Genomic DNA, 24,168 nt, shown 5'->3' on the forward strand with positions numbered 1-24,168 from the left:
TTCGAGCGGCATGGCGAATCCATACGCATCGATGGCGACGGCGCGCTGACGCTCGACGAACCGGGCATGATGCTGACTGCCGCGCGCGCGGGAATCGGTCTCGCGTATCTGACTGAATGGAATGTCGCCGCGGATCTCGAAGCAGGCGCGCTCGTGCGCGTGCTCGAAGATTGGACGCCGCCGCTCGACGGGCTATGTCTCTACTATCCCGGCCGTCGTCATGTGCCGGCGGGCTTGCGCGCATTGACGGACATGATCCGCGAGTATGCCGACACAAACGCAAAAAGCCCCGCGCTGAAAAAGAAGCGTCGACAGGTCAAATCAAAAGCATAACGCCGCCATCGGGTTCGTTTATCGAGGTGTTCCGAGAGGCGTGCGATCGTCGCTTGAAAAGCGCCAGTCCGACACTGTGACTGCAAGGCTTGCTGCATTTCCAAACAACATCTGCGGATCATCGAGCATTTGCCGCCGCTGCGCCTCCGAGCAGCAAGCCTTGGTCGCTCAGAACGTTGAGAGTCTTCTGATGTGTTCACGTCGGCGAGCACTGTCGTTAGAGCCACGTGTCGGCACGCCGTCGAAAGGCACGACGAACACGCAAGGCCTCTCAAAAGCACGCAGTTGCGGCCCGGTTACCACGCGTCGCGGGGACCCGTAATTCTCATGACCCGAGCAGCGAAAAAGGTGTCGATCGAAACACAAAACAGAACGGACGTCTTGTAGATCGCGGCCACTGAGGCACGCGTGCGAACGCATGGGGATATCGCGTTTCCCTTGGAAACTCGCAAACCATGAAAGCTGATGAGTGGCCTGCACCGAATTCGACGTCACTCGCTGCACGCCCCTTTGGTCAGGCAGCGTCACGGACTTTGAGGTTATTACCCACCGTTGAAAGCCAGATCTGTGCGCATCCTCCGCCATCAGGAAAACGCGCTAACGGCGCCTTATGTTGATCAAACATTCAAGATTGATCAACGCAGGGAAGCGCCATATAGTCGTCTCAAGATCACAAGAAAGAACTAGCCAGTGGAGACGCGAACGTGAGCGAGAACGAGAACCCCGAAATAGGACAGCCCATCCTCGTGCGAGGAATCCGGACGAATTACCATGACGTCGGAAGCGGCAAACCGGTCTTGCTGATCCATGGCTCCGGTCCGGGCGTCACCGCGTGGGCCAACTGGCGAGGCACCATCCCGGCGCTCGCCCGGCATGGCCGCGTACTCGCGCCGGATATGGCGGGCTTCGGCTACACGGACCGGTTGGAAGACGGCATTTACGGACTCGATCGATGGATCGACCATGTTTTCGGCTTCCTCGATGCACTCAACATAACGTCAGCCAGCATCGTCGGGAATTCGTTCGGTGGCGCGCTGGCGCTCGCGATGGCCGCGCGTCGGCCAGAGCGAGTCGAACGGCTGGTACTCATGGGAAGCGTGGGCGTCTCGTTCCCGATCACAGAAGGACTCGACGCCGTCTGGGGCTACACGCCCTCGCTCGAAAACATGCAACGCATCATGCAGTACTTCGCATTCGATCAGTCCCGCCTTACCCCGGCGCTCGCCAGCATGCGATACGAGGCGAGCATTCGCCCCGGTTGCAGCGAAGCCTTCGCACAGATGTTCCCGGCGCCGCGACAGCGGTGGGTCGAAGCGATGGCGACGGCCGTTGAGGACATCCGGGCTCTTTCACACGAAACGCTCATCGTGCATGGCCGCGACGATCAGGTCATTCCGCCCGCAACCTCCCTCGCCTTACACGAGCTCATTGAAAAGTCTCAACTGCATATGTTCGGCCGCTGTGGTCACTGGACACAGATCGAACAGGCGGAGCGCTTCAATCGGCTTGTCGTCGAGTTTCTCTTCAACGAATTGAAAGATTCCTGACCCAAACAAAGATCGGCTCCGCGCCGCGATAGCGGCCGGATCATGAGCAAGCCGCGGAAAGGAGACATCGTGATCGAATTGAAAGATGTGGCATACGTGCGTCTTGGCACGCGCGATCTGGGAAGCGCGACCCGTTACGCGACTGAGGTCTTAGGGCTCCAAATTGCACGGCGTGGAGAGAAGAACGTCTATCTGCGCTCGGATGACCGGGATCATACACTTGTGTTCTCGGAAGGTGACCCCGCTCGACAGATTAGCGGCTTCGAGGTCCCAACACCCGAAGCGCTCGATCATGCGGCACAAGTGCTCGACGACGCCGGAATCGCGTTCACGCGCGGCAGCGCGGCCGAGGCCGAGGAGCGTTGCGTGCGTGACTTCATCAGCTTTGCCGACCCCAGTGGCAACAATATTGATCTGGTGGTGTCGCCGCACCATCGCGGACAGCGCTACTACGGTATGCGCGACGCGGGCATCACCGGCTTCAGCCATATCGGCCTGTGCACGACGGACGCGAAGCGCGACGAAAAGTTCTGGACCGAGGTACTCGGCGCCCGCGTGAGCGATCGAATCGGCGATGCAGCCCTGCTGCGCATCGATCCTGTGCATCACAAGGTTGCGTTGCTGCCGTCGCCGCATGCCGGCGTACAGCACATCAATCACCAGGTGGAGAGCATCGACGACATCATGCGGGCTTGGTACATCCTGAAGGAGAAGAACATTCGGATTCGCTTCGGGCCGGGACGACACCCGACTTCCGGCGCGATGTTCCTGTACTTCGAGGGACCCGACGGCATGGTCTACGAGTATTCGAGCGGCGTTCGCGTGTTCAGCGAGGAGGAGCATCTCACGCATCTTCCGCGACAGTTCCCGTTCGAGCCAAGTTCCTTCTGCATGTGGGGTTCGAAGCCAGAAGTGCTGGAGTTCGGCTCATGAACACGATCGAAGCGTCACCTGCGCAGCAGGTCACCGTGCGAATGGCGGCACGTGCATTGGGGCGCGCGGGACTGGTCCATGCCTACGGGCATTGCAGTTTGCGCCTGAATCACGACTATCTGCTCGTGTGCGCGCCGATGCCGCCGGGACTAATCCGACGTGAGGCCGGCGTGGTCGTACCGATCCGCGGCGAATTGCCCGATGGCGTGCTGGGTGAAGTACGGATCCATCAGCAAATATATGCAAGAAGGGATGACGTGGGCGCCGTCGCACGCAGCATGCCTCCTTCAGTGATGAGTCTCTCGACCGCCGGCATCACGCCGGTCCCGCGTCATGGACCGGGCACCTATTTCGCGCCGTCTGCGCCGCTATGGGACGACGTGCAGCTGGTTCGCTCGACGCCGCAGGCCGAAGGCGTCGCCGAGACCCTTGGCCACGCGCGCGCAGTCGTCATGCGCGGCAATGGTGCAGTCGTCGTGGGTGCCTCCCTGGAAGAGGCGGTTGCCTATACGTGGTTTCTCGAAGAAGCTGCACGGGTCGAATGTGACATTCGTGCAATGCGCCTTGATAACACGTCCGCGATGAGCGCGGAAGACGCGGCGCGACGTGCGACGACAGCGGGACGCGTCATCGAGCGAATGTGGGACTACCTCAGCGCCGGAGACCTCGAGCTTGAGGGTTCGCATACCTAACCGATAATCAGAATCAGGAGAAAACATGGAGTCGATGCAGATCGGCACGGTTGCGCACGCGCTATTCGCCGCCCTAGAGGAATGTGAGCCGATCGCACCGCTCACGATGGCCGAGCCTGGCATGACCATCGCCGATGCCTACGAGATTCAACGCCGCATGGTCGCCACGCGTCTGGCGAAGCGACGCGAACGCATCGTCGGCAAGAAGATCGGAATCACGAGCGAAGCCGTGATGAACATGCTCGATGTGCGGCAGCCGGATTTCGGGCAGCTCACCTCCGGCATGCAGTACGCCAACGGCGCGACGATTCCGCTGTCGCAATTCATTGCGCCGCGCGCCGAAGGGGAAATCGCGTTTCTGATACGAAAGGACTTGAGCGGACCCGGCCTCACCGCGAAGGACGTGCTCGACGCAACCGAGTGGGTCATGCCTTGTTTCGAGATCGTTGACTCACGCATCCGCGACTGGAGGATCCGCATTCAGGACACGGTCGCCGACAACGCCTCGTCGGGCGCCTTCGTGATTGGCGAGGGGCGGGCCGATCCTCGCGCGCTCGACCTCGCAGGAATCACGATGAGGTTCTCGTGCAACGGCGAAATCATCGGCACTGGCCAGGGTTCTGCCGCGCTGGGGCATCCGCTTAATGCAGTCGTCTGGCTCGCCAATCAACTCGGCGAGTTCCGAATGCCGTTGCGGGCGGGCGAGATCATCTTGTCCGGTGCGCTTTCGGCTATGTTGCCGGCGCGCGCCGGAGACCACATGCGTGTCGAGTTCGACGGTTTGGGCCACGCGGACGTCGCTTTCGCATGACGCGTGCTCATCACGCGTACGAATCAAACAGGACCAGAGGAAACGACAATGGATTCGAAAGAGGCCAATAGGCCACTCAAGGCGGCGATCATCGGTTCCGGGAACATCGGTACGGATCTGCTGGTGAAGATACTGCGTCACGGGCGCAACGTGCAAGCCGCGATCATGGTCGGCATCGATTCAGCTTCCGATGGCCTTGCGAGAGCACGGCGGCTGGGCCTGCAAACTTGCGACAGTGGCGTGGACGGCTTGTTGTCGATGTCGGAGTTTGCCGATATTGACATGGTGTTCGATGCCACGTCCGCAGCGGCGCACGTACGCAACGACGCCCTACTGCGCGCAGCAAAACCCGGCATTCGCTTGATCGATCTGACGCCCGCCGCGATCGGACCGTATTGCGTACCGGTGGTGAACCTGGACATGCATCGCGACGTCCACAACCTCAACATGGTGACGTGTGGTGGTCAGGCGACCATTCCGGTCGTCGCAGCGGTGTCGAGCGTCACGCGTGTTCATTACGCCGAGATTGTCGCGTCGATTTCGAGCCGTTCGGCGGGACCTGGAACGCGCGCGAACATCGACGAGTTCACCGAAACCACGTCGCGTGCGCTGGAAACGGTCGGCGGCGCTGCACGCGGCAAGGCGATCATCGTGCTCAATCCCGCCGAGCCACCCTTGCTCATGCGCGATACGGTGTTCACGCTCTCCGAAGACGCTGACGAAAGCGCCGTCGAAACAGCGATCGCCGACATGGTCGAATCCGTGCGTGCATACGTGCCCGGCTATCGGCTCAAGCAGCGCGTCCAGTTTGAGCGCATTCCTTCTAGCCGTCCGGTCGAAGTGCCGGGACTCGGTCTGCGCAGCGGGCTCAAGACCTCTGTCTTTCTGGAGGTGGAAGGGGCGGCCCACTATCTCCCTGCCTACGCGGGCAATCTGGACATTATGACGTCGGCGGCGCTTGCAGCGGCCGAGGCCATCGCGGCGCGGCTGCCCGTTTCGGGGCAAGACGCGTTCGATGACACCTTCGCGGGGATCCAATGAAGCAAAAGCTCTATATCTCGGATGTCACGTTGCGCGACGGCGCGCACGCGATTAGGCATCGCTACAGCCTGGATCAGGTGCGGCGCATCGCGCGTGCGCTCGACGAAGCGCGCGTTGATTCGATCGAGGTGGCTCATGGGGACGGTCTACAAGGCTCGTCCTTCAACTATGGCTTCGGCGCGCACACAGATGCCGAATGGATCGCCGCCGTCGCCGAAGTCGTCCAGCATGCGCGTGTGGCGACCTTGCTGCTACCGGGGATCGGCACTGTGCACGATTTGCGCGAGGCCTACGATGCCGGTGCGCGCGTGGTGCGCGTGGCCACGCATTGCACAGAGGCGGACGTGTCGAAACAGCATATCGAGGCGGCGCGCAATCTCGGCATGGATACGGTCGGTTTTCTTATGATGAGCCACATGGCGTCGCCGGAGGTCCTCGCGGAGCAGGCGCGTCTGATGGAAGGCTACGGGGCGACCTGCGTCTATGTCGTGGATTCCGGCGGCGCATTGACGATGAACGACACACGCGATCGCGTTCGCGCGCTTAAGGATGTGCTTCACGCAAGCACCGAAACGGGCATTCACGCGCATCACAACCTGAGCCTCGGCGTCGCAAATTCGATCATCGCTGTAGAAGAAGGCTGCAACCGCGTCGATGCAAGTCTCGCGGGAATGGGGGCGGGCGCGGGCAACGCGCCGCTGGAAGTCTTCATTGCGGCGGCGAACCGACTTGGCTGGTTGCACGACTGCGACCTGTACCGCCTGATGGATGCGGCGGATGACATCGTGCGGCCGTTACAGGAACGACCGGTACGCGTGGATCGCGAAACGCTCGCGCTCGGCTATGCAGGCGTTTACTCGAGCTTCCTGCGGCATGCCGAACGCGCGGCACAGCACTATGGCCTCAAGACCGTCGACATTCTCGTCGAGTTGGGCCGGCGCCGGATGGTCGGCGGTCAGGAGGACATGATTGTCGATGCAGCGCTCGATCTGTTGTCGAGGTCCGCCGAAGACGCGAGCACCCATTAACGCCGATTGAAGGATAAGCCGGAGGCAACATGGAGAAAGGATTTACGCATTTCGAGGGCGGCAGTGCCGGAAGCCCCGTGCGTTTTGTGCGTAACGCGCAATCGGTCGATGCCGCGACGCTGCGCCAGCTAGTGCAGCCCGGTCGTGTCCACTCGGCCGTCTATACCTCGCCCGATATCTTCGAGGCGGAAATTGAGCGCATTTTCCATGGTTCGTGGCTTTATGTGGGTCACGCCAGCGAAGTGCCACAAAAAGGTGACTACCGGGTACGGCGCCTTGGACGCCAGCCGGTCATCATGGTGCGCGGTCATGACGATGTCGTGCGTGTCCTGATGAACCGCTGCCGGCATCGGGGCGCGGCCGTCTGCGAGCAGGAAGCGGGACGTGAGAAGGTCTTTCGCTGCTGGTTCCATGGCTGGACCTATGACAATACCGGCAAGCTCATCAATGTGACCGACCCGGCCGGCTATGGCGACGACTTCCCCATGGAAGAGTATTCGCTCACAAGCGCACCGCGCGTCGAGATTTATCGGGACTTCGTGTTCGCCTCGCTGTCGCCGGAGGTCGGCTCGCTTGCCGAGTATCTCGGGCCGGCCGCGCAGATGATCGACCTGCTTGTCGATGCATCACCGACGCGCCAGATCAAACTGTCGGCAGGCGTGCACAAGACCGTCTACAACGGCAACTGGAAGATGGTCGGCATGGACGGCTATCACCCGCATTACGTGCACGCGTCTGTCGTGTCGATGTGGCAGCGTCAGGCGGACAGCGGCATCGGTGCCACGCATCGTGCCGACCCGTTCGATGGCAAGGCAAAGACCTACACGCGGGATCTCGGAAACGGTCATGCGATGCTCGACATGCGCGAGCACCGCGTCGAGCACTACGCTGACTATGAAGCCTATCTCAAGGGCGTGCAGGGCGGCGCGGAATATATCGAGGCGCTCGCCGCGCGCGACGGCGCCGAGCAATCCAAGTTGCTCGTCGCGATCGCCGGCGATCCGCATATCGGCGTGTTCCCGAATATGCAGATCATCAATAACCAGGTCCGCATCATGATACCGCTGGAACCGGGACGCACCGAAGTGTTGATGTTCCCGGTGCTGTTCGACGGCGTGGACGATGCGATCAATACAATGCGCCTGCGTCAGCACGAGTCCTTCTATGGACCGGCGGGGGCGGGCTCGCCTGACGACGCCGAGATTTTCGAGCGGGCGCAGCGCGGGATGAACGCGCAGGTCAATCCGTGGATCGACATTTCCCGCGGCATGACACGTGAGCAGACCCACGCCGACGGCACCATCACCGGACACATCTCCGATGAGGTACCGCAGCGGGGGCAGATGCGCTACTGGCTGGAACTCATGACCAAGGGAGCCGAACTTGAATAACGTCGTTCATCCTCAATGGCTCTCGTCGGAAGTGGGTGTTTCGCCGATCGAGCGGGCTTCGCAGTTTCTCTATCACGAGGCCGCGTTGATGGACGCGCACCGCTTCGAAGACTGGCTCGCACTGTGGCACGCAGACGGCTTCTATTGGGTGCCATGCAATACCGAAGACCTCGAACCGGACAAATCGATCTCGCTCATCTACGAAAGCCGGCGGCAGCTCGACGATCGTATCTTTCGGCTAAAGGGTCGTCATGCTCATGCGCAGAGTCCGCGCTCGAGATTGCTGCGCGTCGTATCGAACGTGACTATCGAAAGCGCGAGCGAGGAGGCCTTGATTGTGCATTCGAACTTCGTGCTCGGCGAGGTGCGAAGCGATCGCCAGGAGACCCTGTTCGGACGCTGCCGCCATGTGCTGGCACTGGACGAAGGCGCAATGCTGATTCGCGAGAAAAAGGTTTTTCTGCTGAACAACGACACGCCGATGAACAACCTCACATTCTTGATCTGAGGCCGACATGGAAGCACACGCGATGGAAAGCAGAACATCGAGCGACACAAGCGGATGGACGCCTCTCTGCCCGTTCGACGACGTGACCGATGGTGACGGCCTTCAGGTGAAGTTCGGCGAGAGGACGCTCGCGGTATGGCGCGTGGACGATCTCGCCTTCGTCACGGACGACACCTGCACTCATGGCGATGCATCGCTCGTGTTGACCGGCATGCTCGACGGTTTTTCGATCGTCTGCGGATTGCATCAGGGTGAGTTCGATATTCGCACTGGGGAAGTCCGCGCGGCACCGTGCAGCAAACCGATACGCAGTTACGCCGCTATAGTGCGCGATGGCGTCGTGCTCGCGCGACTCGCCGACTGACGATGACTGAAAGGGCGCAGAAATGATAGAGACAACAACGCCTGCGGCTTCGCTGCCGATCATCGCAGTGATGGTCGGTGACCCGGCAGGCATCGGTCCGGAGGTCGCGGTGAAGGCGGCGTCGGACGCATCGGTGCGCGCGGTATGCCGTCCCATGCTGATCGGTGATATCGCGTCAATCCAGGCTGCCGCCCGAGCGGTGCCACTCGGCGATGAGGCCGAAGTCATGGAGTCGTACGACGAGGAAGCTTTCGCGTCGGGGCGCATCGTGGTGCTGGATCCGCTCGATCTTGCGCCGCACGAGTATGTCACGGGCCAGCCTTCCGCCGCGGCGGGACGAGCCGTCGTCCGCTGGATGGCGCTCGCGGACCGGATCGCGCATGACGGACTGATCGGCGGATGGATCATGGGGCCGATCGATTCGACGTCGCTCAAGCTCGCGGGGGAAGTGGCAAGCATCGACGAACTCCAGCCCGAGCATACCTTCATGTTTCGCATGAGCGGCAGACTGCGCGTGGTGCCGTTGACGGAGCACATCCCGCTGCGCGACGTGCCCGCCACCGTGACTTTCGATGCGGTGCTCAACCTGGTCACGCTGGTCAATGAGCGTTTGAAGGACTGGGGAATCGAGGCGCCGCGCATCGGCGTTGCGGGACTCAACCCGCACGCCATGTTCGAGGAGGAAGAGCGAATCATCGGTCCTGCGGTCGAACAAGCCAGAGCGCAGGGTATCGACGTGCGGGGGCCTGTTTCGCCCGACTCGGTATTTCGTCATGGACTCGACGGGCGCTATGACGCGGTCGTCAGCATGTATCACGACCAGGGGCAGATCGCACTAAAGTCGGCTGCGTTCGAAGGGGCCTGCACGCTCTATCTTGGGGTGCCCTACGTGCGCGCGACCGTTCCTCACGGGACTGCAATGGGTATCGCGGGACGGAACCTGGCGCAGCATCACAGCATGGTCGCCGCGTTGAGGACGGCGGCGGCGCTTGCCACGAAGCGCGGCTTCCTGAACGAACAATAAGGAGTCGGCGGCATGGCGTACCACTCAACCAATCCGTTACTTTCACGCGTGGTGATCGTCGGAGCGGGGCAGGCCGCCGCGGCAGTGGCGAAGACCTTGCGTGCGGAGGGACATCGCGGCGAGATTATGATGCTCGGCGCTGAACGCGTGGGTCCGTATGAGCGGCCGCCCTTGTCGAAAGCGTGGCTGAGCGCGGAAAACGTGCCCGAAATAGCCGCTCTGCTCGAAAAGTCTGAAGCGGGGCAGTCCGATGTCGACTTGCGGACCGGGGTGAACGTTACGCGGATCGACCGCCCCTCATGCACCGTGCACGTCGACGATGGATCGGAGATTTGCTTCGATCGTCTCGTGATCGCAACGGGCGGACGCGCCCGGCGGCTGGCGGTGCCTGGCGACGCGAGCGACCAGATCGCCTATCTGCGTACGATCGACGACGCTCTGCATATCCGCCGCGGATTGAAAGCAGGCAAGCGGCTGCTGCTCATCGGGGGCGGATGGATCGGATTGGAAACCGCGTGCAGCGCCCGGAAGCTGGGCGTCGACGTGGTGCTGGTCGAAGCGGCGCAGCGGTTATGCGAACGGACCGTCCCGGCGATCGTGGGTGAGCGTCTGCTCGGGATTCAGCGTTCGCTTGGCGTCGACGTGCGCCTTGGCGCCGGCATCGAGCAACTGTCGAAGCTGCCCGGCGGACGTTATGCCGCTTCGCTATCGGGCGTTCGCGAAGAATTCGACCTGGTGGTTGCGGGGGTGGGCATGGTGGCGAACGACGAACTCGCGGCTGAAGCAGGTCTCCCTTGTGCGGGCGGCGTGTTATGCGACGTTGAAGGCCGCACGGTCGATCCCCACGTGTTCGCGTGCGGCGATGTGGCGTCGTTCGAGCATCCTTCCGGACCCATCGGGATGCGGCGGCTGGAGTCGTGGGACAACGCGCAGCAGCAGGGTGCGGCGTGTGCCCGCGCCATCCTCGGCAAGCGGGCGGCGGCGCATCCGTTGCCTTGGTTCTGGTCCGATCAGGGCGACGTGAATATCCAGATCCTCGGCTTCCCGAATGCGACGGCCACACCGGTCGTGCGGGAAGGCGACGGCAAGGCGACGTTGGTCTGGCTGGAGGAGCACGCAGCGGACGAGCCCGCGCAAATCGTCGCGGCGGTATGCATCAACGCGCCCGCCGACATGCCGATACTGCGCCGCATGTGGCAGAAGGGCGTGCGCGTCGACCGAAAGACGCTCGCCGTGCAGGAGGTCAGTCTCAAGAGCCTTCTGCAGCGGTCCGCGGGCGCCGCGAGGAATGGAGGTGCGAACACTTAGAAGCGCATCAGGCATCGGACTTTTGCATTCACATCGACAGAGCACATCAGAGCGGGGCGGTACCAGTCGTGCGGCTGACCGTCCACGCCAAAAGGAGACAGGCGTGAAAGCTTTTGAAACCTCGCAGGAGTGGCACGGCGCAGTCACGAGCACGGAATCCGCTTCCGGCGCGAACACAACGGAATCGGGATCACGACGACTGTTCTTTGCCAGCTTTCTCGGCACAATGGTCGAGTGGTACGACTTTTTTCTTTACGGCTTTATCGCGCCGCTCGTTTTTGAAGAGTTGTTCTTCCCGAAGCTGAACGCACTTAGCGGCACCATCGCCGTGTATGCGACCTTCGCCGTTGGCTATGCGAGCCGGCCCCTCGGGGGACTCGTGTTCGGTCATTTCGGTGACAAAATCGGCCGCAAATCAATGATGCTCGTCACACTGCTGATGATGGGTATCGGTACTGCGGCCATCGGGCTCTTGCCGAGCGTCGCGCAAATCGGCATGACCGCGACCTGTCTGCTCGTCGCGCTGCGCTTCGTCCAGGGCTTCGCGCTAGGGGGTGAGTCGGCTGCTGCCAGCCTGATGGTGCTCGAGAGCGCGCAACAACGTCGCCGGGGCCTGCTTGGGGCAGCGCTTCAGGCGGCAGGACCGCTGGGCGTGCTGCTGGCCTCGCTGGCGGTATTCGTCGTGTCGCGTCTGCCGCACGACGCCTTGCTTGCCTGGGGCTGGCGCGTGCCGTTCCTTGTGAGCGCCGTGCTGGTGGTGATCGGTCTGTATATCCGTTTGCGAGTCGAGGAAACGGTCGCGTTCCGCAAGCAGCAGAGTAAGCACGAACTAACCCGCATCCCGGCGTGGGAAACGTTGCGCAGCTACAAGTGGCCTGTCTTCGTCGTGCTGGTAGTCAGCATCATGGAGAGCACGTTCTACTATCTGACCGGCGTCTATTCCATCTCCTACGTCACCAAGACGCTTCATATGCCGGGGTCGGTCGCGATCGGCGCGATCGCCTGTGCTAACGCTTTTGCCCTCGTGTCGGTACCGCTCTATGGCGCGCTCTCCGACCGCCTCGGGCGCAAGGGCGTGTATTTGCTCGGCATCGTGGCGTCGGCGATTTACCTGAACTTCTTCTTTACGATGCTCGACGGCCGTTCGGCGATGGTCGTGGTGCTCGCCGTCGTGGCAGCGGTCGGCGTGATTCATGCACCGATGTACGCCATGTTCGGCAGCTTCTATGGCGAACTGTTTCCCACGCGAGTGCGGTTCACGGGCTTCTCGATGGGCAAGGCGTTCGGCACGGTGCTCGGCGGCGGCATCGCGCCGATGATCGCGGCCTCGCTCGCCGCGCGCAATCACGGAGACCCCTCCGCTATCGGTCTCTACTATCTCTGCCTCGCCTTCGTCGCGCTGTGCGTGGTGCTGCGCGTGCGCGAAACGCGGCACGACGACATCACCGTCTAGCAACCCTCGTTTCTCACGTAGCCATTGGACGAGCGTCGTGTGCCTCGCTGGAGGCGCACCCGGCGCGGCTTTTGTTCGTCTCTCACTCTCTAAAAACATCATCATGAAGAAGAACAGGCTTCTCCTGGGCGTGCTTGCGTTCGGCGCCGGCGCCGCACACGCGGACAGCAGCGTGACGCTCTATGGCCTCATCGGTACTGGGCCCGCGTACGTCAACAATGTAAAGGGCAGTCATTTGTTCGAATCCGCAAGCGGCCTGATTCAGGGTAATCGTTTCGGTTTGAAGGGGCGCGAGGATCTCGGCGGAGGCATGTCGGCCATCTTCACCCTGGAGAATGGCTTCGACGGCAACACCGGTGCGCTGGGGCAAGGCGGGCGCATGTTCGGACGGCAGGCATTCGTGGGTCTTGCCACGGAACGATACGGCAAGCTGACCTTGGGTCGTCAGTACGATACCAATTACGATTTCATGGCCGATACGGGCGCGGCAAAACTGTTCGGCGGCAATGGCGCGCATGTATCCGATAACGACAACCTGTTCGGCACCGTGCGCTTCCAGAACTCGGTCAAGTACACGAGCCCGAGCTGGGGCGGCTTCAGCTTCGCTGCCATGTATGCGATGAGCAACGCTGCGGGCGACTTCGCGAATAATCGCGCCTACAGCGCGACGGCGGCATATCGCAATGGTAGCCTGAAGCTTGCGGTCGGTTATCTGCAGATGAACCACCCCAATGCGACAGACAATCCCAACGGCGCCGCCGGTAGCGACTATCCAGCACCGTTCAGTCTGTTCAAGACTAGCGCATTAGGAACGCGAACCGCGCCGGTGGACGAGCAGCAGGTGATTGCCGCAACGGCCTCGTATGCCATCGGGCCGACGCAGGACAATCTCGTGTACTCGCACGCCAAATACCGCTATTTCGACGGTAGCCATCTACGACTCGACAATGCAGAATTGAACGGAACCTGGCACATCACGCCAGACTTCTATACCGGCCTCGGCTACATGTTCACCTTCGGTCACTATGAGGAACTGAATCAGTCGCCGAAGTGGCATCAGGTCGATCTGGGGATCGACTATCTGCTATCGAAACGCACGGATCTGTACGCCTTCGCGATTTATCAGCGCGCGGTCGGCTCGGCGAGCAATGCCGCCATTTTCTTCATGCAGCCGTCGAGCACCAGGTCCCAGGTGGAAGTGTCATTCGGCATTCGCCATCTGTTCTGACGAAGGCGTTCGCGGTCGGCTCACTTGCGGTTGGAAGCAGATGAGCCGACGAACTGCGCGCGCGGACGAAGGACACTTCCGTACATGCGCTGTTCCTGCACGTGGGCGAGCCATCCGGCCACGCGCGCGAGCGCGGAGATTGCGCCGCTCGTGCGTCGCGGCAGACCCATGGCCCGAGTCAGCACCACGGTGCCGAATTCTTGACGCGGAAGCAAGCCGTGCTCCTTGGCGATCTGGTCGACGAACTGGTAGATCGCGTTCATCTGGCGGCTGTTGTCGGTCCGACGGCGTGCGAGATCGAGCATGTAGCGGGCGCGCGGATCGCCTCTGGGGTAGATCGGATGCCCAAAACCGGGAACTGCGACGCCGCGTTCGAGCAGCGTATTGGCGCGGCGCATCAGTGCTTGCATCGTGCTGGCGCTGTCGAAGAATTCCTCGACGCGGTCGTACAACTGGCCGGTCAGCGAACCCGTGCTCGCAGCGATGCCGGATACCACGCAACGGTGCAGCGTGCAGCCCGTCGATGCCGACACGCGGGCTGCGACCGTGGCGGGTGAAAGTTCGTGATCGGCGAGGAGAATCAGTAACGCTTCGATCGACTCGCGGTTGATCTCGGTCGATTCGACCGCCAGCGAAGAGAGGATGCCTTGCGCCACCGACTGACCGGTCTCCATCGGCTTGAAGTGGCTGCGGGGCGACATCAGTCCGCAACATCCGACCAGCGTCTGGATGATATCGATCCCGGCGGATGCCATGTCAAGGTCGGCCGGCTCGACCGCCGCCTTCCTGCCACGGCGCAGTGATGGCTGCATGCCGCCGCCGAGGTGCAGCGTAACGATGGAGAACATGTCGAGAAGATTGCCGGGTTGCATGCGCCACGATGCTTCGATGAGCGTGCTGAGTTCGGCCCATGGCTTTCGCTTCGGCCATTCGAGTTCGACGATGCTATCGTTGAGCATTCCAGTCCAAAGCAACTGCGCGACGGCCTCAAATGGAAGTCGTGCACGCGCCAAATCGGTCGCCAGCCTGCCTCGATAGCGCGGCCCTTCGGGCGTGATCTCGGTCACCGAAGTAGGGATGATCGGCTCGCCGAAATTCATGGCCGATGCCGCGACCGCGCCGTGCCCGTGCCGCGCGAGTGAACGCGATTCGAGACGCCTCAGGTCGTCGCGCCAGTAGAGCCGTCCTTTGTGTCCCGCCTGTCCGATGCTACGGATCAGACCGCGGCTCACGTAGGCATACAGCGTCTGTTGCCGTACGTTCAGGATCTTCATTGCTTCGGCCGCGGTCACATAGTCCGCGTGGTCGGACTGCGCCGCCGAGGGCGCGTCTTTCGTTTTCCGAAGTACAGGACCATTCGTGATGATGTCGGACACGTTGATTTACTGTCGATATGGATCAATACGAACTCTACGGCGAGACGTGCACATAGTCTATCGATTCGATAATGCCGTGTCAGCGCATTGATTCAACAATCAATCTTGATCAACCCGACCGTAAACCTTACCTTTGGCTTCGCATCGGCCCGCGATTCAGGCATGGCATTGGCCACAACTACAGAGAATGAACGGGAGGAGACACCATGACGGCTCGAAGAACCTTCCTCAAGGAAGCGATCGCCGCCGGAGCATCAACCGCGCTCATGAAGCCGAACACTGGCGTGGCGCAGCCTGTCAAGAAAGCACCCTCGGTCGGAAAGCCCGGTGCGCGTCTGGTTGCCGCCGAGACCCAGGCGCCGTCACTTCAGGAAGCGCCTGCGTTAGACCCGGTCCACATCGGTAATCCGGGCTCCGACTTCATGGTGGATCTGCTGCGCATGGCTGGCATCGATTATGTCGCCGCCATGCCCGGCTCCACATTTCGCGGCATTCACGAATCGATCGTGAGTTATGCGGGAGACCAGCAGCCCGCGCTCATTATCTGTACGCACGAAGAGGCTTCGGCGGCGATCGCACATGGATATGCGAAGGTCGCGGGCAAGCCGATGGCCTGCCTCGTCCACAGCACCGTGGGGCTGCAACATGCCTCGATGGCGATCTTCAACGCGTGGTGCGACCGCGTGCCGATGATCGTCATCGCGGGGAACATCGCGGACGCGACGAAGCGCCGTCCTGGCGTCGAGTGGTATCACACGGCGCTGGATCTTGGTGCGCTGGTGCGCGACTTCACGAAGTATGACGATGCACCTGTGTCTCTTCAGCACTACGCGGAGTCGTTCGTGCGCGCCTATACTCTCTCGATGACGCCGCCGATGGAGCCGGTGCTGCTAATCGCCGACGGCGAGTTGCAGGAGCGCCCCATCGAGAACCCGACGGAGATCTCGGTGCCGCCGTTTCGTCCAGTCTCGCCGCCCGTTGCGGGCCGCGCTGCGTTGGAAGAGACTGCGCGCATGCTGTGCGGCTCGACTAATCCGATCATCGTCGCGGACCGCGCGGTCCGTTCTCAGGCTGGGATGGATGCGCTGGTTGCGCTTGCGGAAGCGGTGAACGCTCCTGTCGTCGACTTGCTCGGAAGGCTCAATTTCCCGACCGGGCATTATCTGAACCATACCTATCTAAAGTCAGAATTAATATCGCGAGCGGATGTCATTCTTGCGCTCGAAGTGTCGGATCTGTGGGGGCTGACGGGAACGGTAGCGGACGTGATAGGGCGGCCGACCAGGAAGTTCACCAAGCCCGGTGTTGATCTCGTGAGCGTGTCGACGTCGTATCTCTACTCTAAGTCGAACATGCAAGACGCGGAGCGTTTCATCGCGCCGACACTTGCGGTCGGCGGAGATGCGGAGGCCTCACTCGGACCGTTGCTCGAAGCGGTGAAGGTTGTATGCACGGACAAGCAGCGGGAGACGATTAGAAACCGCGCGCCTGCACTGCGTCAGGCTCATTCGCTGATGCGAGAGAAGGCGCGACACGACGCGACTCGCGCCTGGGATGCAAGTCCAATCAGCACGGCAAGGCTCTCGCAGGAAGTCTGGAATGTGATCCGGCATGAAAACTGGGCGCTGGTGTCGTCTTCATTGTTTATTAGCCAGTGGCCGCAGCGGTTGTGGGATTTCGACAAGACTTGGCAGTACATCGGCGGCGAAGGTGGCTATGGCGTGGGCTACGGCGCGCCGGCCGCCGTGGGCGCCGCGATTGCGCATCGAGATGCGAGGCGCATCCCTGTCAATATCCAGACCGACGGCGATCTGATGGTGCTGCCTGGCGTGCTGTGGACGGCAGCGCATCACAAGATTCCTTTGCTCACCGTGATGCATAACAACCGCGCCTACCACCAGGAATCGATGCATATACAGCGCATGGCCAACTGGCGCGATCGAAAACCTGAAAACGGCACGGCAGGCACGCTTATCAACGATCCACCGATCGACTATGCCGGACTCGCCAGAAGCATGGGTATGTGGGCCGAGGGACCAATCTCAAACCCGGCCGACCTCGGACCCGCTCTCGCGCGCGCGATGCAGCGAGTGAAGGCGGGCGAACCGGCCTTTCTCGACGTCCTCACGCAACCTCGCTAGGAGCGCAAATGAAGCCGATACGCATGGTCGGGATGGCCGCGAGTGCGCTTGCCTGCCTAATCGATATGACGTCGCCGCCTGCGATGGCTGGACAGACGGACGTTGAAGCCGGACAGGCGCTGTATACGAGAAAGGGCTGTTACGAATGCCATGGACCCGTTGGTCAGGGAAGCATCATGTCGGGACCCGCGCTCGCACCGGCGCCATTGCCGGTAGAGGCGATGACGGCCTACGTGCGCTCGCCGAAAGGGCAAATGCCTCTCTACAGCAGCAAAATCCTGTCTGATCGCGAGCTGATACAGATTCATGCGTATCTCATGGCGATTCCGGCGTCCCCTGACGCGGACCGTATCGGACTACTTGGCGCGGCCGTCGAGACGTCGTCGTCTTCGAAAGACGACTCCGGACGTGGACAGCAGGTGTACGTTGCACGATGCGCGTCCTGTCATGGCGCAACGGGAGGCGGCGAAGTGGGGCCGTCGCTCATCGGTGTCGCCGAGCGACGGGGTGTGTCAGGCGTCGAGTCATTCGTGCGCAATCCGTCAGGCGCCATGCCCAAACTTTTCCCGAAAATTTTGACCGAGGCGGATGTGCAGGCCGTCGCGCGATACCTAGTAACACTCAAGTAAGGCGGTGCGAGCCTCAGATCAGGCCTCGGGCCGTTCCTGAAGCGCACGTGGCGCGGCGCGCGATTCTCTCATTTCCAGCGACAAACTGTCTCGCAAATTCGTATTTTCCCTCATGAGACAAACCCGTAGAATTCCGAGGGCAGCATTTAAAAAGAAGAAATTGCTGCCACTCGAATTACGGAGGTTTCATGAAGGCGCTCGCTGGAATCGTTTTGGCTATTTCTTTTTCCTCTTTCTCGCTCGGTGCTTCGGCGCAAGCTGCGGGGGAACGGACCCGCGCTGAAGTGCGCTCAGAGCTCGCTCGGTACGAACAGGCTGGGTATAACCCAGCCGATTGGATGCATTTTTCAGAGAACCTTCAAGCTGCGCACGCGAAGATCGAAACAAGCGGGAAAGAGGTGCAGACTCCCGACCGGTCCGATGTCACAAGGGCACCTATTCGGTGATCGATCCCGCCGCTACTCACTTGTGTGTAAACCGTTCGACCTACCTCTAATGCACCGTCTAGTCGGGATGGGGGAGGCGGGGAGGCTCTTTCTTAGCCTTCTTACTAGCTGATACACCGCAGAGTGCCTGCTCCCTCGTCTGTGTCATCGACGCGAACGCGAGCACTGAGCGCACATCTTTGAGAACACAATGGCCAATCTTACAGCGCATTTTTCCTCAGTAGTACTTCTCGCCGCTGCATTGGTCGGAGACGCTTGGGCCCAGACGTCTCCGAGTCAACCGGCACCTGCTGCGCGAGAATCGAACGCTCCGTCGACCGACGCTTATAGGGTTGCCAACCGTACCATGATTCAAGGCAAGACGAACTCCAAATATACTGGAGATGCGGACTTCGATTTCGTGGCTCAGATGGCGCCACATACCCAGGTGGCCGTAGATTTAGCGAAGGTGGAGCTCCAGTATGGAACGGATCCGGAGCTCCGCAAGGTGGCTCAGGGCATTGTGTATTCGCAGCAAGCGCAGCTTAATTTTATGCGTACGTGGATGCAAACCCATAAGCCAGAACAGACGGCAAAGCCATGAGCCTCGGCTCGCAGATGCAAGGCTTGCGGGTAGCTTCCTGTGGAACTGGCGCAAGACGGACGTCATATCTGAACGACCGCGCCACACTCACTGGGCCAGCCGGATCGATAGACTCCGCAAGTGTTACCGTCGAACTTCTCGGCTAAATCAATCCTGAGCAAGTTACGATTGCGCAGCGAGCCGCTTAATAAGCCACGAACCGGCCGGTCCCGGCGGCGCATCCGTGCGGTACATAATTTGTAACGGATACATGCCGCCGGGAAGCTCCGGAATATTGAGGTGGACTAAACGACCTGCCGTAAGGTCATCGCGCACAGAGTGTTCGGGCATATAACCCCACCCTAAGCCGGCGTTCAGCAATGCACGCTTGGCTCCAAGATCGGAAAGCGACCACGTCTCAGGAGCGAACACCGCCATTTTCGTCTTGTCTTCAAAGGCGCTCCGCACGGTAAGTAGCAGTTGCCGATGATGCTTTGACGCGCCCACTACACCGCGTTCAGGCCCAGCCAGAGGATGAGACGGAACGGCGACCGGCATCATCTCGACGGCTCCGATCGCTACGCGCTCCAGATCGGTTTCGTCACTATGCAGCAAACCGCCAATACCTAACCGTGCCGCCCCTTGCTGGACCAGCCGCGATACAGCACTTAGGGCCTCGACATTGAGCCGTATCGTGACAGTAGGGAATTCTTCTTCGAAGGCTCGGATGGCGTCAATCAGCCTCTCAGTCGGGAGCATGACATCAACGACCAGCGTTAGTTCGGGTTCTAAGCCTTCAAGAATGCCCGCGACGCGTGCTTTTAAGTCGTCTACTCCGCCTGCAACACTGCGCGCCTGTCCAAGCACGATCTTTCCGTTATCGCTCAGAGTCAGTCGTCTCGGATTGGTTCGATCAAACAGTTCGATCCCAAGCTGCTCCTCAAGTGCCGCCACCGAGTAGCTAATTGCCGAGGTAGCGCGGCTAAGTCGCCGCCCCGCAGCAGCGAAACTACCCTCGTCCACTACCGTAACGAAGACCCGAAGCTGGTCAATCGTGGGCGTGCCTACGATCATCGTATTCAAAATTGTTGAACAACATGGACGGCATTTTACGGCTATTTAGAAAACGCGATCAAGGATAAATTTGAAGCGTGCTTAGGCGAGAAGCGCCTTGGCAAAAAATCTCAAACGATAGGATTAGCCATGCATAAGAAAGCCTTCACCCCCGAAAATGCCGCAATTCTGTTGATCGATCACCAAGTCGGAACTCTTGCTTGGACGCATTCGCACGACTTGAATCTGGTGCGGGAAAATACCTTCAAGCTGGCGCGGATCGCAAAAGCGGCCAAAATTCCTGTAGTGCTCACCTCGAGCATGGAAGACCGTGTTCAGGGGCCTTTGCTCCCTGAGCTACAGGAGATCCTTCCGGAAGCGTTCGCCGCCCGTATCAAGCGGCCGGGCATCGTGAACGCGATGCACCACGACGGGTTCAACCAAGCGGTCGTCGCTACCGGCCGCAAGAACCTAATTGTCGCGGGTGTGACGACGGACATCTGTGTCAACTTTCCGGTCCTACAGATGCTCGATGAAGGCTATGAAGTCCAGGTTTCGGCGGACGCCTCGGCATCGAACACCAAGTTCGGTAATGAGATCGCGCTGCGCCGCATGGAAAGGGCCGGCGCTGTCATTACGACGGTCGACCAGATCATCGCCGAACTTGCTGTCGATTGGACTAGTCCTGTAGGCCAGCAACTTGTCGGCATTCTGAACTACCACTAAACAACTATCTTCGCCGGCTCTCCTCACTGTGCCGACTGCGGACGCTTAGAGCAACCCTGGAGTACCCATCATGAATCAATTGTTTTGCCCGGTGCGCATTGGCCGGAATCAGCTGTCGAATCGAATGGTCATGGCACCGATGACGCGCTCGCGAGCGCTTGGCGATGGAACGCCCGGCCCGCTTGCAGCGCAATACTACGCACAGCGCGCGGGTGTCGGTCTGATCGTGGCGGAGGGCGCTCAGCCGTCCGACGAAGGCCAGGGCTATCTGGCGACACCCGGCATCTATACCGATAGGCATGTGGCAGGCTGGCGAACTGTCATAGAAGCTGTACATGCAAAAGGCAGCCGCATGTTCATTCAATTGATGCACGTCGGTCGCATGTCCCATCCGGATAATACGCCCCATCATCGCCAAGGCGTAGCCCCGTCCGCCATTGCTCCGGGAACCGGAATGTTCACCGCGACCGGTATGCAGGATATTCCGGTGCCGCGAGCGTTGCAGACGGACGAGATCGCCAGTATCGTCGACGAGTTCCGACTCGCTGCGCGACGCGCCATCGAAGCCGGCGCAGACGGCGTCGAGATTCATGGCGCGAACGCCTATCTCGTGCATCAGTTTCTCGCACCCAGCGCCAATACGCGCACGGACCAATATGGCGGCTCGATCGAAAATCGCAGCCGGTTCGCGCTCGATGTAGCGCGCGCGATCGCAGAGGAGATTGGCGCTGACAGGACAGCCATCCGTTTGTCGCCGGGTCTTTCGATCTGGGGAATCGACGAAGGTGACGAGGGGCCGGCCCTGTACCGCTATCTCGTATCCGAACTCGACAAGCTCGAACTGGCGTATCTGCACATCACGCAAAAGGGCAACGACGCCTTACTCGCGGAACTGCGGCAACTGTGGACGAATGCGCTGATCTTGAATCGTCCGGGCCGCGCACCTGCGGATGCCGGGAGGGACGTCGGCTCGGGCCTGGCCGATCTCGAGTCCTTTGGTCAGCTGGTGCTGGCGAACCCCGACTTCCCCGAGCGGTTGAAGCTCAATGCGCCGATGAACGTGCCGGATCCTGCCACCTTTTACGGCGGAACGGAGGTCGGTTACACGGACTATCCTTCCCTCGACGAAGCGTCGGTCGCGTGAGGCAAGCGATGTTCTCTCTCGCACCAGTCAAAGCATTCACGCACGGTGAGCACTTTCGCGCGCTTGCCGTGCGCAACCCGGAAGGCATGCTTGATCCCTTCCTCGGAGTCGATCACGCCTGGATGGGTGCGCCGACGTTTCCGCCACATCGTCACGCCGGCATGTGCGCCGTGTCGTACATCTTCCTCGACTCGGAGACGGGCGTGCTCAACCGGGATTCGATCGGAACGCGAAACCTGATCCGACCCGGTGGACTGCACTGGACGACGGCCGGGTCCGGCATCGTTCACGATGAAGTTCCGGCTGAATCCGGCAAGACCGTTCACTCGCTACAGATCTTCGTAGACCTGTCGCGCGAGAAGAAAAGCATCGCGCCGTCTCCGTTGATCGTCGAGCCCGAAGAAGTGCCGGTCGTGACACAGGCGGGCGTGACCATCAGGGTCCCGGTCGGTAACTTCGGCGGTGTGGTTTCGCCCGCGATACCGCCGACGCCTGTGACGATTCTCGATGTATCGCTCGCGGCCGGTGCCGAAATTGCGATTCCGCTTCTGTCCGATCAGACACTGTTCCTCCTACCGATCAGTGGCGGGATCGAGTACCTGGGTCAGCGCTTTGGCCCCGACGGTCCCGCAATTCCGGTGTTTCATGGCCGGCCGGATTGCGAAGGCGTCGCCTTTACTGCCGCGGACGGGCCCGCGCAAGCTGTCGTGTTTGTCGGTGAACAGCTGCAGCCATGATGCGCGTTGAGGCACGATTGCCGAGCAGAGTCGCAAAGTCGAGAGAAATATCGATCTGGTTATCATTCGGCCGATCGATACCGGCGCGCCAGGCCAACGTCCGAGCTTGGAACGGCGTGCCGTTAGGCGTTCAAGTTCGTCGGGGTGCACGAGCGGATCATGACTTGGTGCCCATGAGCCTCGCGCACCACTTCGACGGTCTCTCCCGGTAGCGAGGTAGCGTGCCGCAAGACTGTTTTGGCTTGTTCGGGCGGTGAGTCGTGCTCCATGACGCTTTTGTTGGCCGACATATCCGCGAAAGGCTGCCTGTCCGCATTTTTCCGAGGTCGCAAGAGTAGCCGTTCCGACTCGATTGGCATGTGGCTGTTTAGGAAGTCGTACGGGGATCCTACCTGACTCTGGCGGCGTCGCCTCCAATACCCAACGTTGTAAATGCGCTCATCTTTGGCTAGAGGGGCATGACCTTCATAGCCGTGACGCACTCAACCGGCGATTTAAGGCACATGAAAGCCTAGACGTTGGGCGAAAACCTCGATCGTGGCTGTTGGCAGAAGATCAGAGGGTAAGCACAGGCGTCAAATGGGAAGCCAGCGGAAGGCCAATCCGATCGCCCCGATAATAAGGGCCATCCCGGCAAAGAAAGCGACGATCAGATCGACATAGGTTCGCCAGCGGGCCTATATAGGTCGTCCGTTGCTTTTGGCGCTTGGTCTTCGTCGAACTTCATGACGTGAGGTCCTCAGCTGTCGACGTCTTAGCGTAACCAACCAAAAAGATGTAACGCCGGTGATGCTGCTGTCAAACGCGCGTGGACCATGATTGGACATAACTCAATTGCCCCCAGTTTCAGTCCGACTTTTTGTGGTTGAATAATGGGAGGTAGGGCTGTCGGACCGAGTTGCACGGTAAGTCGGATGCGAGTAGGATTAAATCCTACTAAGCGGAGGCTGGTATGAGAACGACCCAGCAAATGAGCATTACGTTACCCAACGAGATGGCCGAATTCGTGCGCACGAAGGTGGCAAGCGGCGACTACGCATCTGACAGCGAAGTGCTGCGAGACGCACTTCGTGCGCTTCGCGAGCGTGACCGTGCCGTCGAGGCATGGTTGCGCAACGATGTCGTTCCGGCAGCACAAGCGCTTCGGGACGATCCCAACCGCGCACTGTCTGTCGATCAGGTACGCGCTGCGCTGAAAAAATCTCGCACGCGTCACGAATGAATTGGCGGATCCAGTTCGCGCCCGAGGCGCTCGATCAGCTGCGTAGACTTGAAGCACGCATCGCAAACGCCGGCGCTCCAATAACGGCTGAAAGATATGTCGATTCGATCGTTGATTTTTGTATGACACTCCAGACGTTCCCAGCACGTGGAGTCGCACGCGACGATCTGCTGCCAGGACTTTGCGTCACTCATTTCCGCAAGCGATCGATCATCGCCTATACCGTGGAGACTGACGTCGTTTCGATCATTGGTGTCTTCTATGGCGGCCAAGATTATGAAGCAGCGTTGACCTCTGATGACGAACAGTGATGAGCGTACTAGCGCGTTAAACGGTCGCAGCAGCAACCCAACGATCTAATATTTGACATAACCGTAGTTATCGCATTTTAATTTGTCACGGCAAAGTTGTAATGTCGTACTTGAGCAAAGTACAGATGTCGCACCGCAGGTATTTCGAGGGCAAGCTGGA

General features: G+C 60.5%; 25 protein-coding genes. 23 read left to right on the forward strand and 2 right to left on the reverse strand.

Going from position 1 to position 24,168, the window contains the following annotated elements; translation table 11 throughout:
* The 14 genes from NCS02_RS29985 to NCS02_RS30050 form a co-directional block, all read left to right on the forward strand.
* On the forward strand, positions 1 to 333 hold a 333-nt coding region (locus tag NCS02_RS29985; RefSeq protein WP_250480973.1), incomplete at its 5' end, for a LysR substrate-binding domain-containing protein.
* A gap of 704 nt (positions 334 to 1,037) precedes the next feature.
* Complete coding sequence (locus NCS02_RS29990; RefSeq protein WP_250520329.1) at positions 1,038 to 1,880, forward strand: alpha/beta fold hydrolase; 843 nt, start codon at positions 1,038 to 1,040, stop codon at positions 1,878 to 1,880.
* Between the two features lie 69 nt (positions 1,881 to 1,949).
* Entirely contained in the window at positions 1,950 to 2,813 is an 864-nt protein-coding gene (locus tag NCS02_RS29995; protein ID WP_244808602.1) for a VOC family protein, read from the forward strand.
* Positions 2,810 to 3,505, forward strand: a complete 696-nt coding sequence (locus tag NCS02_RS30000) for a class II aldolase/adducin family protein (RefSeq protein WP_244808603.1) — start codon at positions 2,810 to 2,812, stop codon at positions 3,503 to 3,505. The genes NCS02_RS29995 and NCS02_RS30000 overlap by 4 nt, the downstream gene beginning before the upstream one ends.
* Positions 3,506 to 3,530: 25 nt before the next feature.
* Positions 3,531 to 4,316, forward strand: coding sequence for a fumarylacetoacetate hydrolase family protein (locus NCS02_RS30005; RefSeq protein WP_244808604.1), 786 nt, complete (start codon positions 3,531 to 3,533; stop codon positions 4,314 to 4,316).
* A gap of 48 nt (positions 4,317 to 4,364) precedes the next feature.
* On the forward strand, positions 4,365 to 5,357 hold the full coding sequence (locus NCS02_RS30010; protein WP_244808605.1) for an acetaldehyde dehydrogenase (acetylating): 993 nt from the start codon (positions 4,365 to 4,367) through the stop codon (positions 5,355 to 5,357).
* On the forward strand, positions 5,354 to 6,385 hold the full coding sequence (gene dmpG, locus NCS02_RS30015) for a 4-hydroxy-2-oxovalerate aldolase (protein ID WP_244808606.1): 1,032 nt from the start codon (positions 5,354 to 5,356) through the stop codon (positions 6,383 to 6,385). The genes NCS02_RS30010 and dmpG overlap by 4 nt, the downstream gene beginning before the upstream one ends.
* A 29-nt stretch (positions 6,386 to 6,414) precedes the next feature.
* Complete coding sequence (locus tag NCS02_RS30020) at positions 6,415 to 7,776, forward strand: aromatic ring-hydroxylating oxygenase subunit alpha (RefSeq protein WP_250520330.1); 1,362 nt, start codon at positions 6,415 to 6,417, stop codon at positions 7,774 to 7,776.
* Positions 7,769 to 8,284, forward strand: coding sequence for an aromatic-ring-hydroxylating dioxygenase subunit beta (locus tag NCS02_RS30025; RefSeq protein WP_244808608.1), 516 nt, complete (start codon positions 7,769 to 7,771; stop codon positions 8,282 to 8,284). The genes NCS02_RS30020 and NCS02_RS30025 overlap by 8 nt, the downstream gene beginning before the upstream one ends.
* A gap of 22 nt (positions 8,285 to 8,306) precedes the next feature.
* On the forward strand, positions 8,307 to 8,648 hold the full coding sequence (locus NCS02_RS30030) for a non-heme iron oxygenase ferredoxin subunit (protein ID WP_244808609.1): 342 nt from the start codon (positions 8,307 to 8,309) through the stop codon (positions 8,646 to 8,648).
* Positions 8,649 to 8,718: 70 nt separating this feature from the next.
* Positions 8,719 to 9,672, forward strand: coding sequence for a PdxA family dehydrogenase (locus NCS02_RS30035; RefSeq protein WP_244808844.1), 954 nt, complete (start codon positions 8,719 to 8,721; stop codon positions 9,670 to 9,672).
* Positions 9,673 to 9,684: 12 nt separating this feature from the next.
* The gene (locus tag NCS02_RS30040; protein WP_032488745.1) at positions 9,685 to 10,980 is read left to right on the forward strand and encodes an NAD(P)/FAD-dependent oxidoreductase; all 1,296 of its coding nucleotides are present in this window, start codon (positions 9,685 to 9,687) and stop codon (positions 10,978 to 10,980) included.
* A complete protein-coding gene (locus tag NCS02_RS30045) occupies positions 10,961 to 12,433 on the forward strand; it encodes an MHS family MFS transporter (RefSeq protein ID WP_244808610.1) in 1,473 nt (490 codons plus the stop codon). The genes NCS02_RS30040 and NCS02_RS30045 overlap by 20 nt, the downstream gene beginning before the upstream one ends.
* 103 nt (positions 12,434 to 12,536) lie before the next feature.
* Positions 12,537 to 13,661 carry a porin gene (locus NCS02_RS30050; protein WP_250520332.1) on the forward strand — a complete coding sequence of 375 codons (1,125 nt, stop codon included), beginning with the start codon at positions 12,537 to 12,539 and terminating at the stop codon, positions 13,659 to 13,661.
* Between the two features lie 20 nt (positions 13,662 to 13,681).
* Here NCS02_RS30050 and NCS02_RS30055 read toward each other — a convergent pair whose 3' ends face one another.
* Positions 13,682 to 15,037, reverse strand: coding sequence for a citrate synthase (locus NCS02_RS30055; protein ID WP_244808612.1), 1,356 nt, complete (start codon positions 15,035 to 15,037; stop codon positions 13,682 to 13,684).
* A 206-nt stretch (positions 15,038 to 15,243) separates the two neighbouring features.
* Between NCS02_RS30055 and NCS02_RS30060 the strand changes: the two genes are divergently transcribed.
* The 4 genes from NCS02_RS30060 to NCS02_RS30075 all read left to right on the forward strand — a co-directional run bounded on the left by NCS02_RS30060 (position 15,244) and on the right by NCS02_RS30075 (position 18,836).
* Positions 15,244 to 17,178 carry a thiamine pyrophosphate-binding protein gene (locus tag NCS02_RS30060; RefSeq protein WP_244808613.1) on the forward strand — a complete coding sequence of 645 codons (1,935 nt, stop codon included), beginning with the start codon at positions 15,244 to 15,246 and terminating at the stop codon, positions 17,176 to 17,178.
* Positions 17,179 to 17,186: 8 nt separating this feature from the next.
* Positions 17,187 to 17,807: a c-type cytochrome gene (locus tag NCS02_RS30065; RefSeq protein ID WP_244808614.1), complete on the forward strand. Its 621-nt coding sequence runs from the start codon at positions 17,187 to 17,189 to the stop codon at positions 17,805 to 17,807.
* Between the two features lie 188 nt (positions 17,808 to 17,995).
* Positions 17,996 to 18,253 carry a DUF4148 domain-containing protein gene (locus NCS02_RS30070; protein ID WP_244808615.1) on the forward strand — a complete coding sequence of 86 codons (258 nt, stop codon included), beginning with the start codon at positions 17,996 to 17,998 and terminating at the stop codon, positions 18,251 to 18,253.
* A gap of 190 nt (positions 18,254 to 18,443) precedes the next feature.
* Positions 18,444 to 18,836, forward strand: coding sequence for a DUF305 domain-containing protein (locus NCS02_RS30075; RefSeq protein ID WP_244808616.1), 393 nt, complete (start codon positions 18,444 to 18,446; stop codon positions 18,834 to 18,836).
* A gap of 162 nt (positions 18,837 to 18,998) precedes the next feature.
* On the opposite strand, the gene NCS02_RS30080 is transcribed toward NCS02_RS30075, so the two are convergent.
* Positions 18,999 to 19,889 (reverse strand): LysR family transcriptional regulator, encoded by an 891-nt coding sequence (locus NCS02_RS30080; protein ID WP_250523466.1) that lies wholly within the window; start codon positions 19,887 to 19,889, stop codon positions 18,999 to 19,001.
* A 129-nt stretch (positions 19,890 to 20,018) separates the two neighbouring features.
* Between NCS02_RS30080 and NCS02_RS30085 the strand changes: the two genes are divergently transcribed.
* The 5 genes from NCS02_RS30085 (at position 20,019) to NCS02_RS30105 (ending at position 24,008) form a co-directional block, all read left to right on the forward strand.
* Entirely contained in the window at positions 20,019 to 20,594 is a 576-nt protein-coding gene (locus NCS02_RS30085; RefSeq protein ID WP_244808618.1) for an isochorismatase family protein, read from the forward strand.
* Between the two features lie 70 nt (positions 20,595 to 20,664).
* Positions 20,665 to 21,738, forward strand: coding sequence for an alkene reductase (locus NCS02_RS30090; protein WP_244808619.1), 1,074 nt, complete (start codon positions 20,665 to 20,667; stop codon positions 21,736 to 21,738).
* 8 nt (positions 21,739 to 21,746) lie between these two features.
* A complete protein-coding gene (locus NCS02_RS30095; RefSeq protein ID WP_244808620.1) occupies positions 21,747 to 22,475 on the forward strand; it encodes a pirin family protein in 729 nt (242 codons plus the stop codon).
* Between the two features lie 952 nt (positions 22,476 to 23,427).
* Positions 23,428 to 23,697 (forward strand): type II toxin-antitoxin system ParD family antitoxin, encoded by a 270-nt coding sequence (locus NCS02_RS30100; protein WP_244808621.1) that lies wholly within the window; start codon positions 23,428 to 23,430, stop codon positions 23,695 to 23,697.
* Positions 23,694 to 24,008: a type II toxin-antitoxin system RelE/ParE family toxin gene (locus NCS02_RS30105; protein WP_244808622.1), complete on the forward strand. Its 315-nt coding sequence runs from the start codon at positions 23,694 to 23,696 to the stop codon at positions 24,006 to 24,008. Before NCS02_RS30100 ends, NCS02_RS30105 begins: the two co-directional genes overlap by 4 nt.
* The last annotated feature ends 160 nt before the right edge of the window (positions 24,009 to 24,168 follow it).

It is taken from the genome of Caballeronia sp. NCF2, from assembly GCF_023631205.1.
Lineage (GTDB): Bacteria > Pseudomonadota > Gammaproteobacteria > Burkholderiales > Burkholderiaceae > Caballeronia > Caballeronia zhejiangensis.

Excerpts from the sequence above, each read along its gene's own strand:
- NCS02_RS30085 (WP_244808618.1), top strand. The coding sequence starts at position 20,019 with ATGCATAAGAAAGCCTTCACCCCCGAAAATGCCGCAATTCTGTTGATC.
- NCS02_RS30000 (WP_244808603.1), top strand. The coding sequence starts at position 2,810 with ATGAACACGATCGAAGCGTCACCTGCGCAGCAGGTCACCGTGCGAATG.
- NCS02_RS30030 (WP_244808609.1), top strand. The coding sequence starts at position 8,307 with ATGGAAAGCAGAACATCGAGCGACACAAGCGGATGGACGCCTCTCTGC.
- NCS02_RS30045 (WP_244808610.1), top strand. The coding sequence starts at position 10,961 with ATGGAGGTGCGAACACTTAGAAGCGCATCAGGCATCGGACTTTTGCAT.
- NCS02_RS30095 (WP_244808620.1), top strand. The coding sequence starts at position 21,747 with ATGTTCTCTCTCGCACCAGTCAAAGCATTCACGCACGGTGAGCACTTT.
- NCS02_RS30100 (WP_244808621.1), top strand. The coding sequence starts at position 23,428 with ATGAGAACGACCCAGCAAATGAGCATTACGTTACCCAACGAGATGGCC.
- NCS02_RS30105 (WP_244808622.1), top strand. The coding sequence starts at position 23,694 with ATGAATTGGCGGATCCAGTTCGCGCCCGAGGCGCTCGATCAGCTGCGT.
- NCS02_RS30080 (WP_250523466.1), bottom strand. The coding sequence starts at position 19,889 with ATGATCGTAGGCACGCCCACGATTGACCAGCTTCGGGTCTTCGTTACG.
- NCS02_RS30065 (WP_244808614.1), top strand. The coding sequence starts at position 17,187 with ATGAAGCCGATACGCATGGTCGGGATGGCCGCGAGTGCGCTTGCCTGC.
- NCS02_RS30020 (WP_250520330.1), top strand. The coding sequence starts at position 6,415 with ATGGAGAAAGGATTTACGCATTTCGAGGGCGGCAGTGCCGGAAGCCCC.
- NCS02_RS30040 (WP_032488745.1), top strand. The coding sequence starts at position 9,685 with ATGGCGTACCACTCAACCAATCCGTTACTTTCACGCGTGGTGATCGTC.
- NCS02_RS30005 (WP_244808604.1), top strand. The coding sequence starts at position 3,531 with ATGGAGTCGATGCAGATCGGCACGGTTGCGCACGCGCTATTCGCCGCC.
- NCS02_RS30050 (WP_250520332.1), top strand. The coding sequence starts at position 12,537 with ATGAAGAAGAACAGGCTTCTCCTGGGCGTGCTTGCGTTCGGCGCCGGC.
- NCS02_RS30010 (WP_244808605.1), top strand. The coding sequence starts at position 4,365 with ATGGATTCGAAAGAGGCCAATAGGCCACTCAAGGCGGCGATCATCGGT.
- NCS02_RS30090 (WP_244808619.1), top strand. The coding sequence starts at position 20,665 with ATGAATCAATTGTTTTGCCCGGTGCGCATTGGCCGGAATCAGCTGTCG.
- NCS02_RS30035 (WP_244808844.1), top strand. The coding sequence starts at position 8,719 with ATGGTCGGTGACCCGGCAGGCATCGGTCCGGAGGTCGCGGTGAAGGCG.
- NCS02_RS30070 (WP_244808615.1), top strand. The coding sequence starts at position 17,996 with ATGAAGGCGCTCGCTGGAATCGTTTTGGCTATTTCTTTTTCCTCTTTC.
- NCS02_RS30060 (WP_244808613.1), top strand. The coding sequence starts at position 15,244 with ATGACGGCTCGAAGAACCTTCCTCAAGGAAGCGATCGCCGCCGGAGCA.
- dmpG (WP_244808606.1), top strand. The coding sequence starts at position 5,354 with ATGAAGCAAAAGCTCTATATCTCGGATGTCACGTTGCGCGACGGCGCG.
- NCS02_RS30075 (WP_244808616.1), top strand. The coding sequence starts at position 18,444 with ATGGCCAATCTTACAGCGCATTTTTCCTCAGTAGTACTTCTCGCCGCT.